At 39.9% G+C, this 1,949-nt stretch carries 4 protein-coding genes; all 4 read right to left on the bottom strand.

Features of this window, described 5'->3' with window-relative positions; genetic code table 11:
- Window positions 1-239 precede the first annotated feature (239 nt).
- The 4 genes from QUA83_RS30325 to QUA83_RS30310 all read right to left on the bottom strand — a co-directional run bounded on the left by QUA83_RS30325 (window position 240) and on the right by QUA83_RS30310 (window position 1,868).
- Entirely contained in the window at window positions 240-485 is a 246-nt protein-coding gene (locus tag QUA83_RS30325; RefSeq protein ID WP_333297912.1) for a hypothetical protein, read from the bottom strand.
- A 180-nt stretch (window positions 486-665) separates the two neighbouring features.
- Entirely contained in the window at window positions 666-1,271 is a 606-nt protein-coding gene (locus QUA83_RS30320; protein WP_333264094.1) for a hypothetical protein, read from the bottom strand.
- 99 nt (window positions 1,272-1,370) lie between these two features.
- Window positions 1,371-1,595, bottom strand: coding sequence for a hypothetical protein (locus tag QUA83_RS30315; RefSeq protein ID WP_333297910.1), 225 nt, complete (start codon window positions 1,593-1,595; stop codon window positions 1,371-1,373).
- Between the two features lie 30 nt (window positions 1,596-1,625).
- Window positions 1,626-1,868, bottom strand: a complete 243-nt coding sequence (locus tag QUA83_RS30310; RefSeq protein ID WP_333297914.1) for a XisI protein — start codon at window positions 1,866-1,868, stop codon at window positions 1,626-1,628.
- Window positions 1,869-1,949: the final 81 nt, after the last annotated feature.

Below are 1,949 nucleotides of genomic sequence, written 5' to 3'. Positions count from 1 at the left end.
TCCTTCCCTCACACTCCTGTGGATGCCTTTTATGCTTGTAACTCCTCCTAGTTGTAAAAAACCTACACCTGTCAGCCAGCCCCCCCTTGGTAAGGGGGGGAGCAAGAGTTAGCCCTTTGTTAATCGAGGGACTAAGAGTTTCTGTATCAGTTTTTTTTGCAGATTGTCTACTATTATATTAGGTGAGAGAACGGCAGAGATGAGGATGTTTGTATCAAATACAACTAGGTTGTTTAGCATTAGTCCTCATGCAATAATTCATCAATGAATTCTTCCCGTTCATCCTCTGTCATTCCATCCCAGTCTTTCCCCCTTTGGGCAGCAGCCTGTCGCGCTTTTTCTGGGCCATCATGAGTTAACTTTGCCCAAGATTCCCAAGGCTGCATCAGCAATAGTTTTAATAATTCGTGTTTTTTGCGATCGGGTAATTCTTGAGCTAATTCAATTACTTGATCGTCAGTTAATGTGAATGTTAATGTTGTCATTGATTCACCTCTCAGTAAAAATCTGCTTTTTCAATATATCATAACACAAACAGCTATAGTCCAGGACGCATGGGGGTTCAGAAACCGGGTTTTTTACGTCAATATGTGGTTCCAGCCGAAAGATTCAATAAAAACCCGGTTTCTTTGGTCGGAGTGCGTAAGTCTGGTTCTCATTATCAATCAAGCCATTCCTTTCAGCAAACTTGATAAAATCCCTAAAATTTTCCCTACATCTTTAATGTAATACTCAGCAACATCAACATCTAAAGCATTACCTTCTAACTTAAGAAATCTCCAAACAGTGCCCGATGTCATCACACCATAAATTATGGGAATTTGATTGCCTTCTTTTTGATTAAACAATTGCGCTGCATACATCTCGGCTGCACACTGCCCCAAACCGCCGATTAAGTCTTCTTTCTTAGCTTCAACAATCGCAATGACTGGTGCCATAATTACAATTTGAGACTCAGACAGGCTGATTAAAAAATCACAAGCACCATTCAGCCCTTTTTCTATGTCTACGTTAAACTCTTTACCGGAAAACAAGCTAATTTTATCGTCTAGCATTCTCCTCAATTCTAGTAAGATTGGGGTGATAATCATTTCAGAACGAGCTTTCTCTGTGTTGATTTCGCTGGCTATTCGGAGGTTGTAATTGAGGGTGAAATCTAGATATTCGCTGTATCCGACTTCGGGGATATTGACAAATAAGTTGTTTTTGTCTTTGAGAGTGAAGCCGAATTGTTTGATTAAGTCACTGAGGGAAAAGTTACTGTAAGCCATCTATCGATTTTGGATTTTAGATTTTGGATTTTAGATTAATTCAATTATAGTTGGTAAAATTTCTATTTCCTCTACTTCTGTTGTAATGATGAACTTACACTAGGCAAATACGGCTGCTACAGCTTGCGGCAATGTGATGGGTACAAAATATGAAACTGGATACAAATAATCTTCGCCAGATTCATCAATCACTCGGATCAATTGATGTTCCCCAGCGCGATTATCCGGGATTATTTGGTAGATTTTTCGTACTTCCAATGATGCTGGATAGTCTTGATTGTTGATCCACACTACAAATTTTGTTTCTAACTTATGGGGATTCATGTCTCCTCCTATAAAATATATTTGATAGCGCTAGGAAGCTACTGCAAAATCCGTGTACTGCCGCATTCCAGGCTCGTGAAATGCCAATACAATATCTTCTTTAGGAACCCCTGCACGCACTAAATCTGTTGCAATTCCATCTTCTGTCCAGTCTTCCTCAATCCAGAATTTGCCATCCCGAATCCTAACGTAGACAGTCATCCCGGTAATGCGTTCTCCCTTTTGCCAGCCCAGATTCATCCACATATAATGACCGTTTTGTGCATCGGTAATTAAGAACTGTAGTTTAGACTAAAAAATCAGTGCAGCTAAAAGTAGCAGCCTTTTAGCAGAAGGCAAGCTGTTGCTCAAAAA

Source organism: Microcoleus sp. K1-B1 (genome assembly GCF_036704705.1).
Lineage (GTDB): Bacteria > Cyanobacteriota > Cyanobacteriia > Cyanobacteriales > Microcoleaceae > Microcoleus.
The sequence above is the reverse complement of the archived record's forward strand: the minus strand, read 5'-3'. Positions and strand labels throughout refer to the sequence as shown.

Excerpts from the sequence above, each read along its gene's own strand:
- QUA83_RS30315 (WP_333297910.1), bottom strand. The coding sequence starts at position 1,595 with ATGAATCCCCATAAGTTAGAAACAAAATTTGTAGTGTGGATCAACAAT.
- QUA83_RS30320 (WP_333264094.1), bottom strand. The coding sequence starts at position 1,271 with ATGGCTTACAGTAACTTTTCCCTCAGTGACTTAATCAAACAATTCGGC.
- QUA83_RS30325 (WP_333297912.1), bottom strand. The coding sequence starts at position 485 with ATGACAACATTAACATTCACATTAACTGACGATCAAGTAATTGAATTA.